This is a genomic window from Anaeromassilibacillus sp. An200 (genome assembly GCF_002160025.1).
In the GTDB taxonomy this organism is placed as follows: domain Bacteria; phylum Bacillota; class Clostridia; order Oscillospirales; family Acutalibacteraceae; genus Caccousia; species Caccousia stercoris.
In genome coordinates this window covers 1-21,335 of sequence record NZ_NFJU01000039.1, presented here as the reverse complement: position 1 = coordinate 21,335, position 21,335 = coordinate 1, and the positions used below count along the sequence as shown (strand labels likewise).

Here is a 21,335-nt window from a genome sequence, read left to right as displayed (position 1 = left end):
GTTATAACCGAGAGAATATCCTTCACCTGCATCACTCCTTTGCTTGTGTTCTTCGTAAATTATACTTTGATAAATCGTTGTGATTTAATCATTTATATCGTATAATTTTTACGATAAACACAACTATACAGGAGGTAGAACTTTGGGCGGAAAAAGCTGTTTTTTCATCGGACACCGCGAGACATCGGAAGAAATTTATCCGGCATTGTATGCGGCTGTGGAGCAGCACATTGTTGAATATGGTGTCAAAGAATTTATCGTCGGTCACTATGGTGGATTTGACCGTCTTGCAGCGTCAGCAGTTAAGGCCGCGAAGCATCTCTACCCAGATGTGAAGCTCATTTTGCTATTGCCGTACCACCCAGCAGAGCGGCCCATCCCAACACCTGATGGATTTGATGGAACATTCTATCCGTCAGGGATGGAGAGCGTCCCGCGCAAGATCGCAATCGTGAGAGCAAACCGCTATGTTGTGGATCATGTAGACTACCTCATCGCCTATGCCTGGCACCCAACCAGTAACGCGCGGGAGCTGGTTGAATATGCTCGGAAAAGGCAGCGAAATCTCTGCCTTTCCATAACATTGATAAAGCCTGATAATTAGATATCGAATTGAGTTTTTCACGAAAATGTGATAAAATAAATCCAAGCATTTCTTGCTTTGGAGGGACTAAAATGGCGATTTGTTATGACCGCTTATTTCACCTGATGATTGATAAAAAGATAAGCAATGCACAGCTAAAAGAGAAGGCCGGTTTTAGTGCCAATATTATCACCCGCCTAAAACGCAACGAGTATGTTTCTATCGAAAGCATCGAGAAGATTTGCCGCGTGATGGAGTGCGGCGTGGACGATATTCTGGAGTTTGTTCCGGGAGAAAAATAAGCAAGAATTTTGACAAAGTGGCTTGATTTTGAAGGTGACTTTCAGGATACAAGATTCTCGCAGGCTGAAGAGTTGTGAAAGATCGGATAGGAGTGTGGCTGTGATGGCAGCAGCAAACAAAACAGTTTGGGGAATCCATACGATGGACGATCCCCTTTTTTTGAATCAGAATCTAATTGCAATTGGCTGGGAAGAGATGGGCGACTTGTTGGCTATAAGTACATCCCGTGATGCCTACAAAGAAAAATATATCGCAGCCTATCCGGACGCTAAAAAAGGTTCGATTGCCACAAGTGCCGGAATGCTGTACCGATTTGTTCATGAGGTACAGGAAGGAGACTATGTGGTGTTCCCGTCCAAAATTGACCGTAAGATCAATATTGGGGTCGTGGAGAGTGCCTATTTCTATGAGGCTACCGCAGCACTGTATCCCAATCGCCGGAAAGTGAAGTGGCTCAAACATCTGCCGCGCACAGCCTTTTCCCAGGGCGCTCTGCATGAGGTTGGTTCAGCACTGAGCTTTTTCCAGGTGAAAAACTATGCGGATGAGTATCTTAAGGCTCTGGATAAAGATTTCAAAGGTAATATTTTGGAGCCGGATACCGATGAGACAGTGGCACAAACGGCGGATGAAATTATCGAGGCTACCCGAGATTTTATCTTAAAAGAGCTGAGCAAAAATCTGAAAGGATACGATCTAGAGCCGTTTGTCGCAAATCTTTTGCAGGCCATGGGCTATCGCACGCTCCTGTCTCCGCATGGTGGAGACAGCGGTATCGACATTACCGCCTATAAAGATGAGCTGCCGCCCCGCATTGTTGTCCAGGTCAAAAGCCAAGATGGAGATATTAAAGAGACTACCATCCAGTCCTTGAAAGGCGCTATGCGCGAAGGAGATTATGGCCTGTTTGTGACACTGTCCAACTATACCAAAAATGCGCAGAAATACCTGGATAACACCCCGATCATTCGCGGCATTAACGGTACAGAACTTGTGGATCTGGTCTTGAAATATTACGACCAGCTCAGTGTCAAATACCGTAAAATGATTCCTCTGAAAATGGTGTATATCCCCGTTCCGCCAGAGGAATAAAACTGGCATTTAACGAAACGACGAGTGCATCTACTGACAATCTTACTTATGACATGAAAATGTGCAGAACTTGCAAGGGTGGTGAGCCGTGATGAAAAGTAATTTTGAATTTCTTGATAAAGAGTTTCCTGTGTTATCCCAGTTCGGGAAAAAAGCAGAAGCATATCTTTATTCAGATTCAAACTCCTGCTTGATGAAGTTAGGGATGATCGGCGAAACAGTTGTGAACTTGATGTTTACTTATGATCGGATCATGCCTCCTTCCGAAAATACGGCGGTCAATCGGATCGGCGTACTGTTCCGAGAGGGCCTCCTCACGCAGGATCTTGTGGATATTCTTCATGCGCTACGCAAGGTGCGCAATAAGGCGGTACATGAGAACTACTCCTCCGTTGAAGAGGGAAAAGTGCTACTTCAAATGGCGCACAGCTTATGCGAATGGTTCATGCAGACCTACGGTGACTGGAACTATCAAACTGTTCCTTTTGTGATGCCGACTGAGTCGCAGGAGCAAGATATTGCAGATACTGACGATGCACAGGAGGAAAGTCTGGTCAAAGAAGCGGAAGAAAAGGCTGCCGCTTCGTCGAATTCGGTCACAAAAGAAAAGCGTCGCCAGCAGGCAGCAAAAGCCGCCAGTCAGCGGCAAAAGACGGAAGCGGAAACGCGCTATATCATTGACCAGCAACTCCGTCAAGTGGGCTGGGAGGCTGATACTGAGAATCTGCGTTTCTCTAATGGCACTCGCCCAGCCAAAGGTCGGAATCTTGCCATAGCTGAGTGGCCCACTGATTCAACTGTGGGAAATCATGGCCGCGCTGATTATGCCCTTTTTATTGGTCTGCAATTTGTCGGTATCATTGAGGCAAAAGCGGAACACAAGGACATTCCCTCCGTGATCGACTATCAGGGGAAAGACTATCCCAGGAATATTCGTGTTGACGATGCCCAATACCAGGTGGGAAGCTGGGGCAGCTATAAGGTGCCGTTTACCTTTGCTACCAATGGCAGGCCGTACTTGGAGCAGTATAGAACAAAGTCTGGCATCTGGTTTTTGGATCTTAGGAAACCCTCCAATGTGCCGAAAGCTCTGCGGGGGTGGATGAGCCCAGAAAATCTTCTGGACCTGTTGGGGAAGGACATCGACGCCGGCAATCGGGCGCTGGAGCAGATGCCCTTCGATCTGCTGCGGGATAAGGATGGACTGAACCTCCGCGATTATCAGCTGCGGGCTATTCAGGCAGCGGAGCAGATCATCATGGAGGGGAAAAATACAGCTCTGTTGGCCATGGCCACCGGTACCGGCAAGACCCGGACGGTGCTGGGCATGATCTACCGTTTCTTGAAAACAGGCCGTTTCAAGCGCATTCTGTTTCTGGTGGACCGCACCGCTCTGGGAGAGCAGGCATTAGATGTATTCAAAGAGGTCAAGCTGGAGGATTTGATGCCCCTGGCGGATATCTATAACATTAAGGGACTGGAAGACAAAGAAATTGAGAGGGAGACTCGTATCCAGGTTGCCACCGTACAGGGAATGGTAAAGCGTATTCTCTACAATGATGGAGAAACCATGCCCGCGGTCAACGACTATGACCTGATTATCATAGACGAGGCCCACCGGGGCTACCTTTTGGACAAGGAGATGGGGGATACTGAACTTCTTTACCGGGACCAGCGAGACTACCAGAGTAAATATCGCAGCGTAATTGAGTATTTTGATGCGGTGAAAATCGCGCTGACCGCTACACCTGCCCTCCAAACCACCGAGATTTTCGGCCAACCGATTTTCAAGTATACCTATCGGGAAGCGGTTATCGAGGGCTATCTGGTGGATCACGACGCCCCTCACGACCTCCATACCAAACTGCGGGATGAGGGCATCCACTATCAATCTGGCGATACCGTGACTGTCTACGACCCGGTGACCGGAGAGATTACCAACAGCGAGTTGTTGAACGATGAGCTCAACTTCGATGTGGAGCAGTTTAATAAGAAAGTTATCACTCGCCCATTTAACGAGGCAGTTTTGGCCGAGATCGCCAAAGACATCGACCCGGAAAATCTGGAGGAACAGGGCAAAACCCTTATTTATGCCGTGGATGACCAACATGCCGACATGATCGTGGACATCCTCAAGAATATCTACTCGGAATACGGCGTGGACAACGACGCCATTATGAAGATCACCGGCAGCGTGGGCGGCGGCAACCCCAAAAAAGTACAGGAAGCCATCAAGCGGTTCAAGAATGAGCGTTATCCCAGTGTTGCTGTCACTGTGGATCTGCTGACTACTGGTATCGATGTGCCGGAGATCACCAATCTGGTGTTCCTGCGCCGGGTAAAATCCCGCATTCTGTTTGAACAGATGCTGGGCCGTGCCACCCGTCTGTGTCCCAAGATCCATAAGACCCATTTCGAGATTTATGACCCCGTGGGCGTCTACGAATCTCTAGATGCGGTCAATACCATGAAACCGGTGGTAGCCAATCCATCTGCGTCCTTTGGACAACTGCTGGACGGACTCGAGGTGCTGGAAGATGAAAAGCAGATCGAGTACCAGATCGACCAGATCATCGCCAAGCTCCAGCGGAAAAAGCGGAAGCTGGACGGTAAGACCATGGAGCATTTCGTCAGCATGACCGGCGGCATGGACCCCACCCAGTTTATTCAGCAGTTGGAGCAGGAGCCGCCCCAGCAGGCCCGCAACCATATTTTGGCCCATCGGGATCTTTTTGAACTGCTTGGAGAGACCCGGGCCAACGGCGGCCGCCCGGTGGTTATCTCCGACGCGCCGGATGAGCTGATCAGCCACACCCGTGGCTATGGTACTGGCAGCCGCCCGGAGGACTACCTGGATGCCTTTGCCGACTATGTAAAGACCCATATCAATGAAATTGCAGCGTTGAACATCGTCTGCACCCGGCCAAAGGAGCTAACTCGGGCGAGCTTGAAGGATCTGCGCCTGACACTGGATCGAGAGGGCTTTACCACCCAGCAGCTCAACACCGCCATATCGGAGCTGACCAACGAGGAGATGGCGGCAGACATCATCAGTCTGATTCGCCGGTATGCCATCGGTTCCACCCTTATCAGCCACGAAGCCCGTATTCGCCGGGCGGTGGACAAGCTGAAAAAAGCCCACAAATTCACCGCCATCGAGCAAAAGTGGATTGGCCGTATGGAAAAATACCTCATGGAGGAATCTGTCCTCAATATAGGCGCGTTTGATGAAGATACCCGTTTCAGAAGTGAGGGCGGATTCAAGAAGATCGATCGGATTTTCCAGAACAAGTTAGAGAGCATCGTGCTGGAACTCAATGAATATCTGTACGATGATGGAGGAAGAAGCGCATGAACTATAACACCTATCCTTATGGGATTTTTAACCCACAGTATTTAAGTCAGTTCCAGACTCAACAGATGGAAGCGCAGAGAAACCTGGAGCAACAGAAAAATATCTACGACATGGTCAAGGCGATTTCTGATTTTTGCGAGGCAGCCCGAAAAGTGGATGCCGATTACCAGCAGACAGCTATGAACTTTTGTCTTGCCGAAGTGTTGCGTCAGGCCGCTATCGATAACGGAGGGAACCGCACATGACCACACAGGAAATCGTATCTAAGCTCTGGAACCTCTGCAATGTGCTGCGGGATGATGGCATTACCTATCACCAGTATGTCACCGAGCTGACCTATATTCTGTTTTTGAAGATGGCAAAGGAGACCGGCGCAGAAAGCCAGATTCCCGCAGCTTATCGTTGGGATGAGCTAACCGCCAAAAGCGGCATTGAGCTGAAGAAATTCTATAAAGAGCTGCTGGCCCACCTGGGTGAAAACTGTACTGGCCGGGTGCGTGAGATCTATCAGGGCTCCGCCACCAACATCGATGAACCCAAGAACCTGGAAAAGATCATCACCACCATTGACGGTCTGGACTGGTACTCTGCCCGGGAAGAGGGGTTGGGCAACCTGTATGAAGGCTTGCTGGAGAAGAACGCCAACGAGAAGAAGTCCGGCGCGGGCCAGTACTTTACCCCTCGCGTCCTCATTGATGTAATGACCAGGCTGATGAAGCCCCAGCCCGGCGAGCGGTGCAACGACCCTGCCTGCGGCACCTTCGGCTTTATGATTGCAGCCCACCGATATGTCAAGGAACACACCGACGATTTTTACGATCTGGATTCTGACATGGCAAAATTCGAGCGGGAAGAGGCCTTCACCGGCTGCGAGCTGGTCCACGACACTCACCGTCTGGCCCTGATGAATGCCATGCTCCACGACATCGACGGTCAGATTTTGCTGGCCGATACCCTGTCCAACCAGGGCAAGGCCCTCCACGACTTTGACTTGGTGCTCACCAATCCGCCTTTCGGCACCAAGAAGGGCGGCGAGCGTGCCACCCGGGATGACTTCACTTTTCCTACCAGCAACAAGCAGCTGAACTTTCTCCAGCACATCTACCGCAGCTTGAAGGTCAATGGCAAGGCCCGAGCCGCCGTGGTACTGCCGGACAATGTGCTTTTCGCTGACGGTGACGGCGAGAAGATTCGCTGCGACCTGATGGACAAGTGTGATCTGCACACCATCCTCCGGCTGCCCACCGGCATTTTCTACGCCCAGGGCGTCAAGACCAATGTGCTGTTCTTCACCCGGGGCAAGAGCGACAAAGGCAACACTAGGGAGGTCTGGTTCTACGACCTGCGCACCAATATGCCCAGTTTCGGCAAGACCACCCCGCTGAAAACCGAGCATTTTGCAGACTTTGAGAAAGCTTACGAGGCCGAGGACCGCCATGCCGTACAGGACGAGCGGTGGAGCGTGTTCACCCGGGAGCAGATTGCGGAAAAGGGCAACAGCCTGGACCTGGGTCTCATTCGGGATGACTCGGTGCTGGACTACGACGACCTGCCCGACCCGGCAGAGAGCGCGGAAGAAGCCGCCGCCAATCTGGAGGAGGCCGTGGATCTGCTGATGAGTGTAGTGAAGGAACTGCGGGCGCTGGAGGTGCAGGACTGATGGCAAGAGGAAAGAAAAAAGAAACCCTGACGCCAGAAGATCGCTTGCAGGCAGCACTGGTGCCGGAGAGTGAGCAGCCGTATCCGGTGCCGGGGAATTGGTGCTGGGTGTATTGGGGAGTTTGCGGCGATTTTCAGGCTGGAAGTGCCTTTAAAAATGAGTATCAAGGTCTAACTGAATATAAAATCCCCTTTTATAAAGTTGGAAGTTTGAAATATTCCGATTCCAACGGTATTCTATATGATGCTAGTAATACAGTAAATGAAGAAGTACGAATCAAATTAAAAGCCGCACTAATTCCTAAAAATTCTATAATATTTGCAAAAATCGGTGAGGCAATCCGCCTAAATAGAAGAAGTATAAATCCAGTTCCGTGTTGTATTGATAACAACCTCATGTCTTTTCATGCAAAGGTATGTTTAACAAAATATGTATACTTTTGGAGTCTTGGAATTGATCTTTATAATTATACTAATGCAACAACCGTGCCTGCAATCAGAAAGAGTGATTTAGAAAAGGTGGCTTTTCCGCTGGCACCAAGTGCTGAACAACAGCGCATTGTTGACCGCATTGAAAGCCTGTTTGCCAAGTTGGACGAGGCTAAGCAAAAGGCGCAGGATGCGCTGGACAGCGTTGAAACCCGCAAAGCCGCCATCCTCCACAAAGCCTTCACCGGAGAACTCACCGCCCAGTGGAGAAAAGAGCACGGCGTGGGGATGGAGAGTTGGGAAACTAAAAAGTATTCAGAAATATGTAATATTGTAAGAGGAGGTTCTCCGCGGCCTGCCGGTAGTCCGGAATTCTACGGTGGAAATATACCATTTATGAAGGTGGCAGATATTACCAGAAACACGGGGCCTTATGTGAATTCAACAGAATACACAATTAAGGAAGCTGGATTGAAGAAAACCCGGATGGTAGACAGAAATACATTGCTATTGACAAACAGCGGAGCCACATTAGGTGTTCCTGTAATCTGCACATTTAAAACTACATTTAACGATGGAATTGCAGCTTTTCTGGGATTGAATCCTGATACCTTACTGTTCCATTATTATTTTTGGACAAGTAAAACAGCAGCTTTAAGGGCAATCAATAAAGGGGCTGCACAGCCGAATCTTAATACCGATATTATTGGTAATGTAGAAATAAGTCTGCCGAGAGAGAATGAACAGTGCGAAATCGTCCGCCTCCTAGACAATCTCCTCGCCAAAGAACAGCAGGCCAAGGAATCCGCTGAAGGAGTGCTGGAGCAGATCGACCTTATCAAAAAAGCCATCCTCGCCCGTGCCTTCCGCGGTGAATTGGGCACCAACGACCCAAGCGAAGAGAGCGCGGTGGAGTTACTCAAAGTTATTGTGTAGGAATCAATAAAACAATATAAAGCGAGTAAGCGGAAGATTAATTGCAGCAAAAAAACGATAAGTTGAAAATGCTGCTCCACAATACAGAAAAACTGCATCACTGAGAACTAATCCGGGGAGAGGCAAGTTGCCTTTTCCAAGATTATCTGTTATTATATGTGCAAAGTAAAATCAGTCGTTCAAGCTCAAAGATCACGCCCGTGGTGCGCAGCTCTTATATTTCATCTGCATTTTGTTTTCATTTTTCGGTTGCGCTTATCCTGCTTTTGTGATACAATCTATATATCGTCAGAAGCCATCTCGGCCTGGAGGTGATTTTGTGGCTTATAATTTTGACTTTTCATATCTCAAGAACGGCAGCCCAATCGTGACCTTGAGCTCATTTGGCATTGCCTTCAACAAGGGCGCCATTGAAGCCCTCGGTACTCCGGAGCAGGTGATCATTGGTTTTGATCCAGAGGCTTGTGCCATTGGCGTCCGAGCGCGTGGAGAAAATACAACTTCTCCGTCCTATGATTTTGCCCGCCGCATCAAGAACGACTGGATTCGCATTGGCGCAAAGGACTTTGTAAAGTACTTGGCTAAAGTTAGCGGTATTGACTTTCTGACCAAAGCCAAACAGTTCATTGCGGAATACGATCCCGAAACGGAAACGCTGATCGTCGTTGTTGACGAGCAGCACTTGAAGTAAGATACAAATCAGAAAAAGAAAAAGAGCGACACTCCCACGAGTACCAGTCGTAGGGTGTCACTCTCCTGTGTTTGACGCATAGACCAGTCAAAACTGATGCAAGCGCCGTTTTCTCTACACGGTAAAATTGTATCACGTTTTGGGTGGTCTGGCAATCCTGCGTATATTGTGCCTATGCTTTGAGTTTGGCACAATATGTAGAGCGATAAGCCAGGCTTTTTCTGTTTGTAAATATTTTTACGAATGGAGAGTGGTACAATGACCATTACCCGCAGACGAATCATCAACCCGCAACGATATCTCTATGCGTTGCATCCTGGCGATAAATTTTATATCGCCGTTCCGTTAGAGATGGAAGATTACCCTCGTCTTCAATCTTATGGCCTTCTTCCTGAGTCACCAGCTCGTATCCCAATTCCTCAGAAGGCTGCAACCAGAATGAATGCCAATGGCAAGTGGAAGATCCGCAAGGATTTACCCAAAGAGGAACGTTTTTTTGAGCATGACTACCACATTGTCGATTGGCACGGAACTGACCATTACGGAACTTGCTGGCAAAGCCGTTGGTGTTATCAGCGAGAACTGATTCCACCTACTGAGCTTGCATTTATCATCGAGGATGGGGTTCTTTACTCCCCGTTGCTGGAGAATGCTGATGATAACAAGTTCACCTGTATCAAAGCCGCCATGAACATTGCGCTGGAGATGTTGGGGCGTTGTGAAGTATGGACAGTTGAACGCTCTCCCGCCGTTCCACCTGTTAAGCAGAGTGAGGTACCATGGGAGATCCTTCGCCCAGGCACCAGAATCCAGGATGATTGGGCGCAGTACATTGATGAAATCATTGAGCGCAAACCGAAAGGCCAGCAAGCGGTTATCCGCAACCGCCATGAGCATCTATGGCACATGGCCCCTGATTTCTGCGTCCTTGGTTCTCAAAATTTCTGGGGTTATGTAGTCTACGGCTTTACGGCATTGAACCTGTTTGTATTTGAGAGCAACGAGATTAACAATGCCACCTATGCTTTTAGAGGAGATTGGGAAGCGGCCTCTAAGCTCACGAAAACCGAAGTGCTTTCGGGGCATGTCCAGGAAGCTCGGGTTTATCACAGTGATAAGTGGTACGAAAACACCAGAAAACTGATTGCTGACTTGGGTAAGGGGGTAGCATAATGGGGAAGAATCAGCATGTAACTCCGCACCCTAAGGGTGGATGGCAGGTTAAGGGAGCTGGCAATACCAGAGCAACTGTCAGAACCAGCACTCAGAAAGAGGCTGCCGATATTGCACGCAAAATTGCCATCAACCAGCAGTCCGAACGGTTGATTCACAGAGTTACCGGGGAAATCCGTCAAAAGGATTCTTACGGGCATGACCCTTATCCTCCGAAAGGATAAGCCTTACGCCATGTCCTCCCGACATCGCTGGTACAGGTGTCGGGAGGACACCTCGTTGGCAACACCATGGCAACAAAAAATCAGATAGCCCCTACTATCTGAATAATGAAAATAATGCCAATACCCTGAACTAAATCCCATAAGCAAATCTGTTTAGAAAATTTCTGACAGGAGCGAGTGGGAATAAAACGAAGCACCGTAAAAATCCAGTATTTATGCGGGTTTGCGGCGTTCGGAGAAGTCTTTTGATAACAATTTGATAACAGCCATACAAGAGCCATTATTCTTGCAATCCAGTGGTTTATGGGTTACGGAATAATAAAAGGCGGCTTGTATGGCGGAAGAAATCCATATTAGAAAGCCCTTAGCTGTGGGTGATGATTCCATAGCTAAGGGCTTTTTGTCGTTTTTATAAGGTTGCCATAGTGGAAATTATAGCATTTTTTGTAAATATACCATATCTATAAGCTGCTTTCCACACTCAAAAATTGGGTGATCATAGTTGTCGATAAAGAAATTCTTTACGACATAAGAGCGAATAAAGCCACATTTTTCATAGAAAGGAATGGTTAATGGACTATCACCTGTTCCGACTTGTAGCACCGAATATTGCTCAGAGTATTTCGCAACAAGAAAATCAATAAGTTTTCGCGCATAACCCTGTTTTTGATAGTCAGGCAATGTAGCAATGTTCTTGATTTCCAGTACACCATTTCCCTCATCGGTGACAATGCATTCAGCTTTGACTCCATTATCGTCCAGTACATACATTGTACCACGCTCTAAATATCGGTCTACCATATCTTCTTGCTCATCGGCAAGAAGAAGTAAATGCAGATATCGCTTTTTGTTTTCGTCTATTTCTTGAATTAGCATAGCAGTAGCTCCCCGATAGATTACTCTTTCAATTTGTCCTTAAAGGCTTCGGCTAAGGCATCGCTCAGCTCTTGCGAAGGGACTTTCGCCCAAAGCTGCGTGGTATCGTATTTCGGATAGTAATAACGCCAGCGGTCATAATCGTCCTTGCTGATTTCACCGGTTGAGAGCTTGTCCGCCTGTTCTTTCCAAGCATAGAGCATTTGCAGCAGCTCGTAAGCCTCTTTGCCCTTATCCTTGTTGACCTTTAGACAAACTTCTCCGTCTGCTTCGCTGACGGTCAGTCCATAAACATCTTCAAGGGTAAATAAGGTGTGCATAAGACCGATCTGACTGTCAATGTCAGGAACATCAAGAGCCTGAGGGGAAACATCAAGCACCTGCGCCAGTGCAGCCGTCAAATCCGCCTTTGGTTTGCGGGAGCCGGTTTCATATTGGGCCAAGCGCACATCGGCGCTCCTTTCGGGAAAACCGACAGCCGTACCAAGATATTTTTGCGTCATACCACGCAGAAGCCTGAAAAAATGGATTCTCTCACCAATCGCCATAGTGTTTACACTCCTCGCTTATGTATCTGCACATAGTATAGCAGATATGTTTAGGAAAAGTCAAGAGAAAATAAAACAAAAAAGTTTAATATTTTCTCGCAAACCGCTTGACAAAAGCAAATATGCTTAGTATAATGAAATAAAATTAAGCAAATAAGCTTAATAACCGTTGTGCGTCACGGTAAAGGCGCGCCCGCCCGGGCAAATCGGAAGGCGGCAAGAAAGTATTCCGACACGAAATAAATGAATTTGAAAAACAGAAGGGAAGGTGATTTTTATGAAAAACAGGTTTATCCGTGCCGACGATGTGGCGCAGGAACTGAATGTATCCAAGCCCTATGCCTATAAGCTCATCAGAAAGCTGAACGAGGAACTAAAAGCAAAGGGGTTTATTACGATTGCAGGGCGTGTCAACCGCCAGTATTTTTATGAAAGGCTCTACGGAGCCGGAAAGGAGAAGGAATAATGCCGGTGTTTAAAAATGAGGACAATGGTACTTGGTATGCCTGCCTCTACACCCAAAGAGCAGGAAGCAGTTGCAGAGACTATTGAAAACAATATTGGCAAGGAAATTGTTGAAAGAACCCAAAGTAACCCCAAATACTACGAGAAGATGTCTGCACTTCTTCGAGAATTGATTGAAAAGCGCAAAAATGACGTGATCAACTACGAGGAGTATTTGCGTCAGATTGTGGAACTGGCAAGAAAGGTACATAAGCCGGAAAGCGGCACAGAATATCCTTCGGGAATCAGGGAGAGTGCCGCCAAGCGAGCCTTTTATGACCATCTTAACGGGGATACGGTTGTGGCCAATCAGAAGGTGGAACGGACCGCCCGGAAGCTGGAACAGGCCGAAGCCAATCTTCCGGCCAGGCGGAAGCTGCGGCTGGAGGTGGAGCCGGACGCTGCCACCGGCAACGCCAAACGGCGCTTAAAATTTGAAAAAGAGGTGATCTCCCAACAGGAACACATAAAAGGCGCCAAACCTCTGCGCCCGGTGAAAAAAGGCGCAAATGCAGCTATTGGATATGCCCATAAGAAGATCTATGAGAATGAGCATGAAAATGTAGGCATTGAGGCGGCCCACCGCACAGAGCTGGTGGCCGAGGGCGGGCTTCGCGCTTTGAACCACCGCCGGAAAACCGCGCCTTACCGCAAGGTGTCCCGGCTGCAGAAAAAGACGGTGAAAACCCGCGCAAGGGCGGCTTACCAGCAGGCCCTCCATGATAACCCGCAGTTACGGAGCAATGTGTTTTCCCGCATGTGGCAGAAGTACCGCTTAAAAAGGGAGTATGCCAAAGCTGCCCGGACCGCCCGGCGCACCGGGCAGGCCGCCGGGAAAACTGCCGCTGTCACGAAAAAAGCCGGTGGCGCTGTTGGCCGTTTTGCCAGCCGCCACCCGGCCCTCTGCCTGATGGCGGCGCTGTTGTTACTAATCGTTGTTCTGATTTTTTCGCTCTTTTCTTCCTGTTCCAGTATGGGGACGGGCGGGATCGGCGCGATTGCGGCGTCCAGTTATACCGCGGAAGATCAGGACATCAACAATGCCGAGCTGGTTTATACGGAATGGGAAACCGACCTGCAGATGCAGATTGACAATGCCGAAGCAGACCACCCCGGCTATGATGAATACCGTTATCATGTGGGCAATATCGGGCACAACCCCTTTGAGCTGATGGGATTCCTCACCGCGTCCTATCAAGCCTTTCAGTATGCGGATGTGGAGGCCGTGCTGCAGGAACTTTTTGCCGAGCAGTATTCCCTTGAATTTGTGGAGGAAGTGGAAACCCGTACCCGCACGGAAACCCGAACAGACCCCAGTACCGGCGAGACCTATGAGGTGGAAGTGACTTATGAATGGCGGATTCTCAATGTCAACCTGACGGCCAAGTCCTTTACCGATGTGATCGCCGCCCGCATGAACGCGGAACAGGCCCAGCTTTTTAACGTCCTGATGATGACGAAGGGCAACCGCCAGTATGTCTCCAACGTGTTTGGCGATACCAACTGGCTTACTTATGTCACAAGCTACTATGGCTACCGCGTCCACCCCATCAGCGGAGAAAAGAACTACCATAAGGCGGTGGATATTGGGATGCCCCAGGGCACAGAGATTTTGGCCGGGCATGACGGCGTGGTAACGCAGGCCGGGGAAGCAGACAGCTACGGGCTGATCGTGGTGCTGGAGGGCACCATGGAGGACGGCAAGACCCTAACCACAAAATACGCCCACTGCTCCGAGCTGCTGGTATCTGCCGGGCAGGAAGTCAAACAGGGGGATGTCATTGCCAAAGTGGGCAGCACCGGTGATTCCACCGGCCCGCACCTTCACCTGGAGGTGTTGGTGGATGGGCAGTACCTCAATCCCCTGTATTTTGCCGATACCGGCGACCATACCGGGACCAACCTGATCCCTGGCAGCGCAGGCGGACCGGAGATTCCCGCATATCCCGGCGCTCCTATGGGCGATGGCGATTACGCGGCGCTGATTACGGAGGCGCAGAAACATCTCGGTAAGCCTTATGTGTTCGGCGCTTCGGGGCCAAACAGCTTTGATTGCAGCGGCTTTGTTTCCTATGTCCTCAATCAGAGCGGTGTTGCCAGTGTGGGGCGTTCCACAGCCCAGGGGCTTTTCAACATGAGTACCCCTGTTTCCAGAGAAAACGCCCAGCCGGGAGATCTGATCTTCTTCACCGGCACTTACTCGGCGGGCACGCCTGTAACCCATGTAGGTATCTATATCGGCAACGGGCAGATGATCCATGCCGGGGACCCGGTACAGTATGCCAATATCAATACGTCCTACTGGACCGAACATTTTTACGCATTTGGGCGTATCTCAACCAATTAAAGATCGGAGGTAATAAATTGAATCCCAAAATTGACAAACTCGCAAGGGATATAGAAAAAACGGAAAAGAAAATCGCAGACCTGCAAAAAAAGCTGGAGCTTTTCAAAGAGGAAAAGACCCGGCTGGAGAACGAGGATTACGGCGATATTGGCCGTGATTTCCACCTGACCCCGAAGGAGCTGGCGGAATTTTTGAAAGCGCACAGGGCGGGCACCCTCACGATCCCGGAGGCTGCCCCGCCTGCGGGAGAACAGGAGGCCGGCCATGAAGAATAAAGTGAGGAATGTTTTGGCGGCGCTTGTGCTTTGCATGAGCGCCATTGCTTTGCCCGTCACCGCTTACGCTTCCACGGGCAGCGATACTACGCCGCCCACCCTTTCCGCTACATTAAATAACGACAAACTAGCGGTGGAGGCCAGCGATGATATGTCCGGCGTGGAGGCGGTGTATGTGGATGATACCCGTATCAACAGCCTTGTCAACGGCAAGGGGACCGTGGCCTTGAAGGATTACGCTGGGGACGGTAAGGAAGTGACGGTTTACGCGGTGGACTATTCCGGCAACCGCTCCAAAGAAGTAAAGCTGGATAACCCTTATTATGAGGAACCGGCGCAGACCCAGGCGGCTTCTTCTGCCGCGCCCCAATCTTCCAGTGGGGAAACACAGGCCGCGCCTTCCCAAACGCCTGCGCCTTCTCCTTCATCAAACAATGCTTCCGGCAATTCGGAAAGCAGCCAGGCCACCGAGACCCCTTCGACCTCCCAGGCAGAAACAGAGGCTTCTTCTGAAAGTTCTGCTACGGAGGAAGAAACGGAATCGGCTGTGCCGGAAGGGGCATTTACCCCGGAAGGCACCGGCACGGTCCTGGACTCAGCCACCGAGCAGGAAGATGATAAGCAGTTTTATACCATCACCACCGCAGACGGAAATGTGTTTTACCTTATCATTGACGGGAAGCGGGATTCGGAAAACGTCTACTTCCTGAATGGTGTTACAGAGGAAGATCTGCTGTCCCTGGCCCAGCAGGATACTGGCAGCGAAAGCGCCATTGAGGTTGTCACCTGCAACTGTACGGAAAAATGTGAGGTGGGCGCGGTGAATACCGATTGTCCGGTCTGCAAAAATGACCTGAACGGCTGCCTGGGGAAAGTAACGGAAGAACCGGTGCCGGAGGAAACCGAGCAGCCGGAAACCGAGACGGAGAAATCCGGCGGCAATACCGGCATGATTATCTTCCTGGTGATCGCTCTTGTGGCTGCTGGCGGGCTGGGCTATTACTTCAAGATCGTGCGCCCGAAACAGCAGGCGGCTATGGACGAGGACGAATTCGAGGATGACGGTTACGGGGAAGAATATGAGCAGGATTTGGCGTACAGCGATGAGTCCTCTTATGACGAGGACGAAGAACCCACAAAGGACGGCAGATAACGCCGTCCTTTCCGTTTCCCAAACAAATTTTATGAAAGCCTGCAAATAAAAAGTCAAGCCCCAAACTGGACTTGACGAAAGAAAGTTCTACAGGTAGCAAGTAGCGAAAAACGGGTACAACAAAAAGACCACCGCAAAACGCTGGTCTAATCTGTCAGGAATATACAATTTTTAGTTTGAGTGGTTCGGGCCAGTAGAATCCATGTCCACAGGTGGCAAGTCGTCCAGAGTGGAGAGATAGTCCCTAACCTTTGCGTAATAACGGCGCAGGAATTTGTTGGCTCCCGCCGTCATGTAGACGTAATAGGGCTTTCCTTCGCTGCGTTTTCGGTCAAGAAATTGAAAGACTGGTTCATCTGTCGGGGCAGTCTGGAGGAGGCACATCATAATGCTGAACAGAGTTTTGCGCAGATATGGAGAACCCCTCTTTGAGGATTTATTGCTTCGCACATTCTTTTCCCCGGACTGATTTGGCATAGGGTCTATCCCGGCAAAAGCAACCAGCGCCTGCTTGCGCTCAAAACGGCGGACGTCGCCGACTTCTGCCATAAGCTGAGGACCAAAAGATTCCCCAACGCCATACAATCCCATAACCACGGGATATTCCGGGAGCATGGAGGCCAGGCGGTTCATCTCGGAACGATAGGTCTCAACAGATCGAGAAATACTGGTGAGTTGGCTGGCTGCTTCCTGAACAAGCACTTTCGCAACTGAGCCCTTGGGAACCAGCGTAATGACAGATTTGGCAAGTTCATACACTTCCACTGCGTTACTCTGCTTGAAAAAGTAACCGTGGCGTTTGCACCATTTGTGGTAACGTTCCGTAAAGGCATTCAAGCTTTCTTTTCTAACGCAGTCAGCGTGCCAGAAGGTGTGGACAAAATCCACCCATTTCTGAGTTCCATCCTTACGCACCGGACTGTCGAAGCATTTGCGGATACCAGGGAATGACTGCTCAAGTAATGCAATGAGGTTGTTGGAGGATGCTGTTTTCTGTTTGGATGCCAGATGGAACTGGCGATTCAGGGTTTTTAAGTCATAGCGAATCGTATCCATAGGAGTATAATCCCGCAGTTCGCCCCAATTGTCAAGGGCGTATCGGGCAATTTTCATGGCATCGGCTTTGTCTGTTTTAACCCTGCGCAGAGAATTTCCGCCATATTCCTTGATCAGTAGCGGATTGACCGCACTGACATGAAATCCCGCTTCATGAAGAATCTGTGCTACCGGTTCGTAGTATCGTCCGGTATGCTCCATAACGATCCGGGTTTCACCCTCAATGGATTTCAGCTGCTGTACCAGGGATGCAAAACCCTCCACACTGTGAATGATGTCAAAGGGCAGCTTTACAACCTCCCCAAAGGGGCGGAGTACAGCTACGGTGCTTTTTCTGCTGGAAACATCGATGCCTGCTGCGTTCATATTCAACACTCCCGAAAAGAATTCTGCAATGGACAAAGCCATCTTTTCCCATTGCCGGTTCCATCTGTTTGCTGACACGAACGCTCAGGCTCTACCTGCACAAACCGAACTCTGCGAATGCGAAGGATGGCTGACTGACTTTCATACGGACGTATAAGCCCTTGGAGAAATTGGTCAGACCATTACCTCCCCATTCTAACAGTTTAGGCAATGAGATGTCCCATGCCTATGGCTGGCTGCCATAAATCAAGGGGCAAATATATAGTAACAGGGAGGATTACAGCTTGAATACAAAATCTATGCGCGGCCATGGCCTTTCCCGGCTTTTGGCCGGTTTTCTTTGTCTGCTGCTTTTGGTAGGGATCTTGCCTGTCAGCGCGTTTGCGGCTTCGGAAGGCCAGCAGGCCAGCTCCGCTTATGGCGATACGGTTATCAGCTCTGACGGCCAGCCCTATTATTCCCCTTCGGGCTATTACACGATGACCTACCATGATGACGGTTCCACTTCCTATGTGTATCACGGCGGGAATGTGGCCTACCGCCATTACGTGCTGAACACGGATGGCGGCGGCTTCCGCTGGGTGTACTGCATTGAGAGCGGCATCCGGTTTGGTAATTCGGACGATGGCTATTATTCCGAGCAGACGGATAACAGCCAGTATTTCAACCAGTTGCCGGAGGCTTCCCGCCGCGGGATCATGCTGGCTTCCCTGTATGGCTGGCAGCCTGGGGCTTCGCTCCCTATGGCCGGTATCAATGCCGACGATTGGTATATGGCGGCACAGTGTATCATTTGGGAATACCAGCAGCAGCTCCGCAGCGACGCCACCAGCCGCCACGACAATGGAAGTGTCGCGGAAAACACCTTCTTCCGCATTGTGCAGGGACGGCCTGCCGAACAGGTCTATTACTGGATTCTGGAGCAGATCGCTTCCCATTCTACCATTCCTTCTTTTGCCGGTGCTACTGCGGAAAGCGCCCCGGTACATGAACTGAAATGGGATTCCAACGCAAAGGTTTATACCCTGACGCTGACCGATGCCAACAACTTAAATATCGACCTGGAGGCCCTTACTGCAAGCGGGATCTCCGTGACCCGCAGCGGCAACAGCTACACCTTTACCAGCAAGGAAATGCTGGAATCCCCGGTGGCGCTCCAATTCCGCAAAAATGTGCCTATCGGCGAGGCCATGCTGATCTGGGGGCGCGAGGGCTGGCAGACCATGATGACGGGCGCCAAAGACCCCGTTTCCTTCTATATGCAGATCAAGACAGAAACCTATGGCAAGGCAAAGATCGTAAAGACCAGTGAGGACGGCATTGTTGAGGGGATTCCTTTTACCATCAGCGGCAACGGTGTGGAGGAATCGGTTGTCACCGGTGCGGACGGTATGGTCTCCCTGGATCTTCTGCCCGGCACCTATCTTGTGACAGAGCAGCCCATTGACCGCTATGTAACGCCTGCTTCGCAGTATATCACCATCGAGAGCGGCCAGACCGCCAGCGTCCAGTTTTCCAACATTTTGAAGAAGTTCCGTGTGGAAGGCCATAAGGTGGACGCAGAAACCGGCGAGGCCCAGGGTGATGCTTCCCTGGCGGGGGCCGTCTATGGCCTGTATAAAGGCGGGGAGCTTGTAGATACCTTCACCACCGGGCCGGACGGCAGCTTTGTCACCGGCTACTATCCTTGCGGGGATGACTGGACCTTGCAGGAGATTTCCCCAAGCCCCGGCTACCTGCTGGATGAAACGGTGCATGAGGTGGGCGCTTCTCCTTCCCTTTATGAAATCGAGCTGAATACCACGGAAAATACGCTGCTGGAGACGGTGATCCGCGGCAATATCCAGCTTGTGAAGCATACCGATGACCCGGACCCGGATGTATCGGACGAGGAACACAGCGACGACGCCAATGCCGGTATGGTGGAAAAACCGGAGGAAGGCGCTGTTTTTGAGGTCTATCTGACAAGCGCGGGCAGCTATGAAAATGCCAAAGAAAGCGAGCGGGATATCCTGACGACGGATGCGGACGGCTTTGCCGCCTCCAAGGATATGCCCTATGGCCGCTATACTGTCCACCAGACCGCAGGTGAGGACGATAAAGCCTTTGTACCGGATTTCACAGTATTTATCAGCGAGAACGGAAAGACCTACTCCTATATTCTGAACAATGACGCCATCACTGCCAGGGTGAGTGTGGAAAAACGGGACGCGGAAACCGGTGAGATCATTCCTATGGCCGGTACGGGCTTCCGTATTAAGGACCTTACCACTGGCGAATTTATCAGCCAGGAAATCTACTATCCCACCCCTGAAACCATTGACGTATTTTACACTTCGGATGAAGGCTGGCTGATGCTGCCGGAGCCGCTGCCCGCCCATGCGTTTGAGCTTTATGAGGTGACAGCCCCGGAAGGGTACGTCCTTTCTGACGAGCCGGTGCCTTTCACAGTAGATGGTTCCGAGGCGGTTGTTACCGTCGTACAGTACAATCAGCCGCAGAAAGCCCAGCTCACCATCAGCAAATCCGGCGAGGTTTTTGCCAGCGTGCAGGAAAATGATGGCTTTTACCAGCCGGTTTATGAAGTGGTTGGTCTGCCCGGCGCCGTGTATGACCTGATTGCCGATGAAGATATTTATACCGGCGACGGCACACTGCGGGTGGCAAAAGATACGGTAGTCGCTACCCTTACCACCGGGGAGGATGGAACGGCGGTCAGCGAACCGCAATACCTGGGCCGCTACCGTCTGGAGGAACGCCAGGCGCCGGAAGGCATGGTGCTGGACCCCACGCCAATCTATACCGAGCTTACCTATGCCGATCAGGAGGTAGAGATCACCCAGGCGGCCATCGGTCTTTATGATGAACGCCAGAAGGTAGAGATCGACCTTCTGAAATCCCTGGAAACGGACGAAACCTTTGGCATTGGGCTTGGCGAGGAATACAAGGATATTTCCTTTGGCCTGTACGCTTCGGAGGACCTGACTGCCCTGGATGGCAGCGTGATTCCCGCGGGCGGGCTTCTGGAAGTCGTGGCGGTTGCGCCGGTGGAGGACGCGCCCGGCCAGTATTCGGCTGCCTTTGCCTCCGACCTGCCTTTTGGCAGCTTCTATGTCCAGGAGCGCACCACCAATGAGGCATTTTTGCTTTCCGATCAGCAATACCCGGTAGTCTTTGCGTATGCCGGGCAGGAAATCGGCCTGGTTACGATTGCGGTCAATGACGGCGAGGCCATTTCCAATGAGATGATCCGCGGGCGTATTGACGGTGTGAAATACGGCGAGGACCCCGAAGGCGGTGAGGACCTTACCCTGGAGGGCGCGCTGATCGGCCTGTTTGCTCCCGGCACGGAGGAATTTACCGAGGAAAATGCTCTCCTTGTGACGACTTCCGGGGAAAACGGCGCCTTCTCCTTTGAGGATGTGCCTTTCGGCCATTGGATCATCAAGGAGATTGCCAGCCCTTCGGTCCTGTACTCCATCAGCCCGGAACAGCACCATGTCTATATCGGCACCGATGGGCAGACCATTGAAATTGAGATTGACAATACCTTGATCCACGGTACGGTGCAGGTTATCAAGACCGAGGCTGTGGACGAATTGAAGTCTATCCAGGAGGACGAGGAAAACACTTCTGAAAATGAGGCTGGCGAGACGGAAAAAAGCGCCGATGATGATACCGGCGAGGACACTGCGGACAATCCATTCCTCCACCGGCTGCCCGGCGCTGTCTTTGAGCTTTATGAGGACACCAACGGCGATAAGG

Annotated in this window: 18 protein-coding genes; 15 read left to right on the top strand and 3 right to left on the bottom strand. The window is 50.6% G+C overall.

Annotation, left to right across the window (positions count from 1 at the left end; translation table 11 throughout):
• Nucleotides 1–142: 142 nt before the first annotated feature.
• The 10 genes from B5F35_RS14890 (at nt 143) to B5F35_RS14845 (ending at nt 10,445) form a co-directional block, all read left to right on the top strand.
• Entirely contained in the window at nt 143–604 is a 462-nt protein-coding gene (locus B5F35_RS14890; RefSeq protein ID WP_087242352.1) for a hypothetical protein, read from the top strand.
• A gap of 71 nt (nt 605–675) precedes the next feature.
• Nucleotides 676–885 carry a helix-turn-helix domain-containing protein gene (locus B5F35_RS14885; RefSeq protein WP_087242350.1) on the top strand — a complete coding sequence of 70 codons (210 nt, stop codon included), beginning with the start codon at nt 676–678 and terminating at the stop codon, nt 883–885.
• Between the two features lie 103 nt (nt 886–988).
• A complete protein-coding gene (locus B5F35_RS14880) occupies nt 989–1,978 on the top strand; it encodes a restriction endonuclease (protein WP_087242348.1) in 990 nt (329 codons plus the stop codon).
• Nucleotides 1,979–2,069: 91 nt separating this feature from the next.
• Entirely contained in the window at nt 2,070–5,333 is a 3,264-nt protein-coding gene (gene hsdR / locus B5F35_RS14875; RefSeq protein WP_087242346.1) for a type I restriction-modification system endonuclease, read from the top strand.
• Nucleotides 5,330–5,578, top strand: coding sequence for a hypothetical protein (locus B5F35_RS14870; RefSeq protein WP_087242344.1), 249 nt, complete (start codon nt 5,330–5,332; stop codon nt 5,576–5,578). Before hsdR ends, B5F35_RS14870 begins: the two co-directional genes overlap by 4 nt.
• Nucleotides 5,575–6,993, top strand: coding sequence for a class I SAM-dependent DNA methyltransferase (locus B5F35_RS14865; RefSeq protein WP_087242342.1), 1,419 nt, complete (start codon nt 5,575–5,577; stop codon nt 6,991–6,993). Before B5F35_RS14870 ends, B5F35_RS14865 begins: the two co-directional genes overlap by 4 nt.
• Nucleotides 6,993–8,357, top strand: a complete 1,365-nt coding sequence (locus B5F35_RS14860) for a restriction endonuclease subunit S (RefSeq protein ID WP_087242340.1) — start codon at nt 6,993–6,995, stop codon at nt 8,355–8,357. The genes B5F35_RS14865 and B5F35_RS14860 overlap by 1 nt, the downstream gene beginning before the upstream one ends.
• A gap of 319 nt (nt 8,358–8,676) precedes the next feature.
• Nucleotides 8,677–9,048, top strand: a complete 372-nt coding sequence (locus B5F35_RS14855; protein WP_087242338.1) for a hypothetical protein — start codon at nt 8,677–8,679, stop codon at nt 9,046–9,048.
• 258 nt (nt 9,049–9,306) lie between these two features.
• Nucleotides 9,307–10,221 carry a hypothetical protein gene (locus B5F35_RS14850; protein WP_087242336.1) on the top strand — a complete coding sequence of 305 codons (915 nt, stop codon included), beginning with the start codon at nt 9,307–9,309 and terminating at the stop codon, nt 10,219–10,221.
• Entirely contained in the window at nt 10,221–10,445 is a 225-nt protein-coding gene (locus B5F35_RS14845; protein WP_087242334.1) for a DUF2188 domain-containing protein, read from the top strand. The genes B5F35_RS14850 and B5F35_RS14845 overlap by 1 nt, the downstream gene beginning before the upstream one ends.
• Nucleotides 10,446–10,877: 432 nt before the next feature.
• Here the strand turns inward: B5F35_RS14845 and B5F35_RS14840 are convergent, their stop codons facing one another.
• Nucleotides 10,878–11,321, bottom strand: a complete 444-nt coding sequence (locus tag B5F35_RS14840) for a GNAT family N-acetyltransferase (protein WP_087242332.1) — start codon at nt 11,319–11,321, stop codon at nt 10,878–10,880.
• A gap of 20 nt (nt 11,322–11,341) precedes the next feature.
• A complete protein-coding gene (locus B5F35_RS14835; protein WP_087242330.1) occupies nt 11,342–11,869 on the bottom strand; it encodes a helix-turn-helix domain-containing protein in 528 nt (175 codons plus the stop codon).
• Between the two features lie 277 nt (nt 11,870–12,146).
• Here B5F35_RS14835 and B5F35_RS14830 point away from each other — a divergent pair, with 277 nt between their 5' ends.
• From B5F35_RS14830 to B5F35_RS14815, 4 genes are read left to right on the top strand one after another with little or no spacing between them, the layout of a single operon-like run.
• The gene (locus B5F35_RS14830; protein WP_087242328.1) at nt 12,147–12,335 is read left to right on the top strand and encodes a LysR family transcriptional regulator; all 189 of its coding nucleotides are present in this window, start codon (nt 12,147–12,149) and stop codon (nt 12,333–12,335) included.
• 15 nt (nt 12,336–12,350) lie between these two features.
• Nucleotides 12,351–14,720, top strand: coding sequence for a M23 family metallopeptidase (locus tag B5F35_RS14825; RefSeq protein ID WP_242969547.1), 2,370 nt, complete (start codon nt 12,351–12,353; stop codon nt 14,718–14,720).
• A gap of 17 nt (nt 14,721–14,737) precedes the next feature.
• Nucleotides 14,738–14,995, top strand: a complete 258-nt coding sequence (locus tag B5F35_RS14820) for a DUF4315 family protein (RefSeq protein ID WP_087180100.1) — start codon at nt 14,738–14,740, stop codon at nt 14,993–14,995.
• The gene (locus B5F35_RS14815) at nt 14,985–16,148 is read left to right on the top strand and encodes a DUF4366 domain-containing protein (RefSeq protein ID WP_087242326.1); all 1,164 of its coding nucleotides are present in this window, start codon (nt 14,985–14,987) and stop codon (nt 16,146–16,148) included. Before B5F35_RS14820 ends, B5F35_RS14815 begins: the two co-directional genes overlap by 11 nt.
• A 171-nt stretch (nt 16,149–16,319) precedes the next feature.
• On the opposite strand, the gene B5F35_RS14810 is transcribed toward B5F35_RS14815, so the two are convergent.
• On the bottom strand, nt 16,320–17,570 hold the full coding sequence (locus B5F35_RS14810) for an IS110 family RNA-guided transposase (RefSeq protein ID WP_140401235.1): 1,251 nt from the start codon (nt 17,568–17,570) through the stop codon (nt 16,320–16,322).
• 284 nt (nt 17,571–17,854) lie between these two features.
• Between B5F35_RS14810 and B5F35_RS14805 the strand changes: the two genes are divergently transcribed.
• The coding region (locus B5F35_RS14805; protein WP_442856486.1) for a SpaA isopeptide-forming pilin-related protein at nt 17,855–21,335 on the top strand (3,481 nt) is incomplete at its 3' end.

Bases quoted from the DNA above. Each gene is read 5' to 3' on its own strand.
- B5F35_RS14835 (WP_087242330.1), bottom strand. From the start codon at position 11,869: ATGGCGATTGGTGAGAGAATCCATTTTTTCAGGCTTCTGCGTGGTATG.
- B5F35_RS14810 (WP_140401235.1), bottom strand. From the start codon at position 17,570: ATGAACGCAGCAGGCATCGATGTTTCCAGCAGAAAAAGCACCGTAGCT.
- B5F35_RS14865 (WP_087242342.1), top strand. From the start codon at position 5,575: ATGACCACACAGGAAATCGTATCTAAGCTCTGGAACCTCTGCAATGTG.
- B5F35_RS14885 (WP_087242350.1), top strand. From the start codon at position 676: ATGGCGATTTGTTATGACCGCTTATTTCACCTGATGATTGATAAAAAG.
- hsdR (WP_087242346.1), top strand. From the start codon at position 2,070: ATGAAAAGTAATTTTGAATTTCTTGATAAAGAGTTTCCTGTGTTATCC.
- B5F35_RS14845 (WP_087242334.1), top strand. From the start codon at position 10,221: ATGGGGAAGAATCAGCATGTAACTCCGCACCCTAAGGGTGGATGGCAG.
- B5F35_RS14870 (WP_087242344.1), top strand. From the start codon at position 5,330: ATGAACTATAACACCTATCCTTATGGGATTTTTAACCCACAGTATTTA.
- B5F35_RS14850 (WP_087242336.1), top strand. From the start codon at position 9,307: ATGACCATTACCCGCAGACGAATCATCAACCCGCAACGATATCTCTAT.
- B5F35_RS14880 (WP_087242348.1), top strand. From the start codon at position 989: ATGGCAGCAGCAAACAAAACAGTTTGGGGAATCCATACGATGGACGAT.
- B5F35_RS14825 (WP_242969547.1), top strand. From the start codon at position 12,351: ATGAGGACAATGGTACTTGGTATGCCTGCCTCTACACCCAAAGAGCAG.
- B5F35_RS14840 (WP_087242332.1), bottom strand. From the start codon at position 11,321: ATGCTAATTCAAGAAATAGACGAAAACAAAAAGCGATATCTGCATTTA.
- B5F35_RS14815 (WP_087242326.1), top strand. From the start codon at position 14,985: ATGAAGAATAAAGTGAGGAATGTTTTGGCGGCGCTTGTGCTTTGCATG.
- B5F35_RS14860 (WP_087242340.1), top strand. From the start codon at position 6,993: ATGGCAAGAGGAAAGAAAAAAGAAACCCTGACGCCAGAAGATCGCTTG.
- B5F35_RS14830 (WP_087242328.1), top strand. From the start codon at position 12,147: ATGAAAAACAGGTTTATCCGTGCCGACGATGTGGCGCAGGAACTGAAT.